At 69.3% G+C, this 922-nt stretch carries 1 protein-coding gene; it reads right to left on the bottom strand.

Going from position 1 to position 922, the window contains the following annotated elements:
• Window positions 1–19: 19 nt before the first annotated feature.
• Window positions 20–879 (bottom strand): IS5 family transposase gene (locus tag NMK44_RS41890; protein WP_254753399.1). Its coding sequence is split into 2 segments (ribosomal slippage): window positions 20–543 and window positions 543–879, totalling 861 coding nucleotides; the frame shifts between segments, so codons are not numbered across the junction.
• Window positions 880–922 lie beyond the last annotated feature (43 nt).

The raw sequence follows: 922 nt of genomic DNA, 5'->3' as shown, positions 1-922 counted from the left end.
CTAGGTTCTGTCTCTTTGGTCAGCGGCGGGTCCAGATGAGGATGCCCGCGAGGTGGAGTGCGGCCTGGTAGGCGATCGCGAGCTTGTCGGTTCGTGTGGCCAGGCCGCGCCACTGTTTGAGGCGGTTGATGCACCGCTCGACGGTGTTCCGCTGCTTGTAGGCCTCTGCGTCGAAGCCGGGCGGACGGCCGCCGAGGCGGCCTCGCCGCAGGCGGTGGCCGACTTGGTCGGAGGGCTGTGGGATGACGGCACGGATGCTCCGGCGTCGCAGGTGGCTGCGGATGGCGCGGGAGGAGTACGCGCGGTCGGCCAGGACAAGGAGAGGTCGGGTCCGTGGTCTGCCCGGTCCGCTTCGGGGCACGCGGATGCGGGACATCACCGTCTCGAAGGCGGGTGCGTCACCTGCCTGGCCTGCGGTGACGGTGAGGGCGAGGGGCCGTGCCCGGCCGTCTGCGGCCAGGTGGACCTTGGTGCTCAGCCCTCCGCGGGAGCGTCCGAGCGCGTGATCGGGGGGCTCGCGGAAGTGGACCGCCCCTTTTTGAGTGCTCCGGCAGCGTGCTGGTGGGCCCGGACGACGGTGGAGTCCACCGACACCGTCCAGTCGATGTCGTCGTCGGCGTCCGCCGCTGCCAGGACGGCGGCGAGGAGCATCTCCCAGGTGCCGTCGACGGCCCATCTGATCAGCCGCTTGTGGGCGGTCTGGAATGAGCCGAGCTCGTCGGGAAGGTCCCGCCAGGGCGAGTTGGTGCGGTACTTCCATGCGATGGCCTCAAGAGTGCGTCGGTGGTCGGCCCATCGCCGCCCGCGGACCGGATCCGCCGGCATCAGCGGCTCGATCCGGTCCCACATCGCATCGGTGATCACTAATCGGACAGGCACATCCGATCAACTCACCAACCCATCAAAGAGACACGCGCTAGCC

It is taken from the genome of Streptomyces cucumeris (assembly GCF_024295805.1).
Taxonomy (GTDB): domain Bacteria; phylum Actinomycetota; class Actinomycetes; order Streptomycetales; family Streptomycetaceae; genus Streptomyces; species Streptomyces cucumeris.
The sequence above is the reverse complement of the archived record's forward strand: the minus strand, read 5'-3'. Positions and strand labels throughout refer to the sequence as shown.